Annotated in this window: 1 protein-coding gene and 1 pseudogene; one reads left to right on the top strand and one right to left on the bottom strand. The window is 62.4% G+C overall.

Annotated features, from left to right (window positions below; genetic code table 11):
• A pseudogene (locus AC1DWT_RS50720) lies at positions 1-186 on the top strand (acyl-CoA desaturase); the annotation flags it as partial.
• Between the two features lie 94 nt (positions 187-280).
• On the opposite strand, the gene AC1DWT_RS50715 reads toward AC1DWT_RS50720, so the two are convergent.
• A complete protein-coding gene (locus AC1DWT_RS50715; RefSeq protein ID WP_072951665.1) occupies positions 281-1,789 on the bottom strand; it encodes a BCCT family transporter in 1,509 nt (502 codons plus the stop codon).
• Positions 1,790-2,787: the final 998 nt, after the last annotated feature.

Here is a 2,787-nt window from a genome sequence, read left to right as displayed (position 1 = left end):
ACCATCGCCAAGCTGTCGTTGCCGAACAAGTACCTCGAGGCGACCGCGGATGACGCGCCGGAGACGGCGTCGGAGCGCAAGTTCGGTGGAAACACCACGGCAACAATCGATCCGGCCACCGGGCGTCGTCAGGGGCTGCAGACGGCGATCCTTCGGAAGCGGCGGCGCGGTTTCCTGAATCGATAGGACAAAGCCGCGTCGGCGCAGACGGGCCGCGGAAAACGGCGAGGTCCTGCTTCATATCCACCGGATAGGAAACAGGACCTCGCCGTCGCTCGGGCTACCGGCGGAAAGTGGGAATCCGCGGCGTCTTCTGCTTGTCCGCGACCAGGGGATCTCGGGTGATGTCGCGATACAGCGAGATACACATGCCGATCATCACGATCACGAATGGTGCTGCCACGATGATGGTCATGGTTTGGAGGCCGTTCAGTGCGTCCGTTCCTCCGGTCCACAGCATGAGCACCGCAACGCCTCCGGTGACCACACCCCAGAACGCGACAGTCCGGCGGGAAGGTTCCAACGTGCCGCGCTGGGACAGCGTCCCCATGACGATCGAAGCAGCGTCGGCGCCGGAGACGAAGAAGATCGCGACGAGAGCCATCACCAGAATCGACGATGCGCCCGCAAGCGGCAGGTGATCCAGCATGCCGAACAGCTGCGATTCCGGGGTTCCTCGGGAGAACAGGTCGGTGCCCTGACTCTGTTCGCCGATCGCTGCCCCGCCGAAGACGGCGAACCACACCAGGCTCACCGAGCTCGGAATGAGGATGACGCCGACGACGAACTGACGAATCGTCCGGCCCCTGCTGATCCGGGCCAGGAACATCCCGACGAAGGGGGTCCACGAAATCCACCACGCCCAGTAGAAGATGGTCCACGAGGAGAGCCATGTTTCGGTCGAGGCATCGCCGGATGCAGCCGAGCGTGCCGACATACTGGCAATTTCGGCGGCGTAGTCACCCAACGTGGTGGGCAGCAGATTCAAGATGAACACGGTGGGACCGGCGACGAAGACGAAGACGGCCAGAACAAGCGCGAGCACCATGTTGATGTTCGACAGCCATTGAATTCCGCGCGAGATACCGGAAACGGCGGAGGCCACGAACGCCAGGGTGAGTATGGCGACGATCGCGACGAGCAGAAGCGTCCCGGCCTGGCTCATCCAGCCGAGAACCTTGATTCCCGAACCGATTTGGAGTGCTCCCAGACCCAGTGACGCCGCGGTGCCGAACATGGTCGCGAAGATCGCGAGGATGTCGATTACCTTGCCGATCGGTCCCTCGGCGCGGCGGCCGATGAGGGGAATGAACGAGGAGCTGATGAGCTGCTTGCGCCCCATTCGATACGTGCCGTATGCGATCGACAGGCCGACCACTGCATACATCGACCATGGGTGCAGTCCCCAATGAAAAAGTGCGGTCGCCATCGCGGTGCCCACCGTGGAATCGCCGATTCCCGGTGGTGGCTGAACGAAATGGGTCAGAGGTTCGGTCACGCCCCAGAAGATCAGACCGATCCCCATGCCGGCGCTGAACATCATCGCAACCCAGCTGACCGTTCTGAACTCTGGTTTCTCCCCGTCCCCGCCGAGTGGAATTCGCCCGTACCGGCTCAGCGCCAGCCACACAGCGAACAGCACGAACCCGGTGGCGGAGACTATGAACAGCCAGCCCAGGTTGGTCACCACCCAGTCCAGGATCGACGACGTCGCGGTGGTCAGGCTCGCCGGCCACAGCAGTCCCCATGCCAGGATCGCCACCACGATGGCGGCCGTGACGCCGAACACCACCCGATCGGTACCGTGCGGGGTCGTGCCCTTCGATTCGTTGACGGCGAGGGGGTCGGTAACGTCGGGATCGGGTGGTTGATGAGGCCGCGTTTCGGTTTCCGCTTCGATTGGGTTTCCTTGTGTTGTCACATCAGTCTCCCTGCAGCGTGTCGCTGAGTAGGTGTGTGGACGGAGTGCGGAGTGCCAGTGCGGGAGATCATCCCGGTTGGCCTCTGTTGCTTAATACGCAACGAGGTGTTCCACGGGGAACAAGAGTGAGCGCAACTGTGATCTATGTCAAGTGCTGACGGTAGAATGCTCCAGCTCATATCCACAGTTTCGCCACCCGTGATCGACGTAGTCATGCAGGTGCCGGGCGGGTCGACCGGCTGGGTGTGAGTCGGCTATGTTGCGGCGGATATGGCTTTTGTGCAACAAGATTCGACGACGCCGAGTGCGGTTACCGCGTCGCCGCCGGGCGGGGCCGCCGCGTCGTGGTCGGCGGACGCGCGTCGTGCACGGAGGTGTGCCTCCGCACCGGTTGGCCAGCGGTTATGCGTCCGCGCGGGTAAATGCGCCAATGTCTTCCGTTCGCAGTCGAGTATTGATATATTAGTTATCGACAAATTGGTACGACAGCCTCGGAGCGCACCGCGTGTCGCCGACAGGCCCAGAAATGTAGGAGTGCCTTCCATGCCGCAGCAGGTACGAGGCGTCATCGCCCGATCCAAGGGTGCCCCCGTGGAGATCGCGACCGTGAATATTCCGGGGTTACGTCCACGATGATGGTGTACGAGCCGGATCTCGTACCAATGACCGGCGTGTCGTAACCGGACGAGAGACGGTCACCGCGTGATTCTTCGAGAGAGGTACCAACTCGACTCGACGAAAGAGCACGCGATGACCACTGCCCACGATATCGACCTGCATCAGATCCTGACCGACCGACTCACCGGCGCGAGCCCCGACCTGCTGCGCGAGCTGCTGACGATGTTCATCCACACCCTGATGGGCGC

This window comes from Rhodococcus sp. P4_B6 (assembly GCF_056402215.1).
Note: the sequence above shows the minus strand (reverse complement) of the source record. Positions and strands in the feature narration are given on the sequence as shown.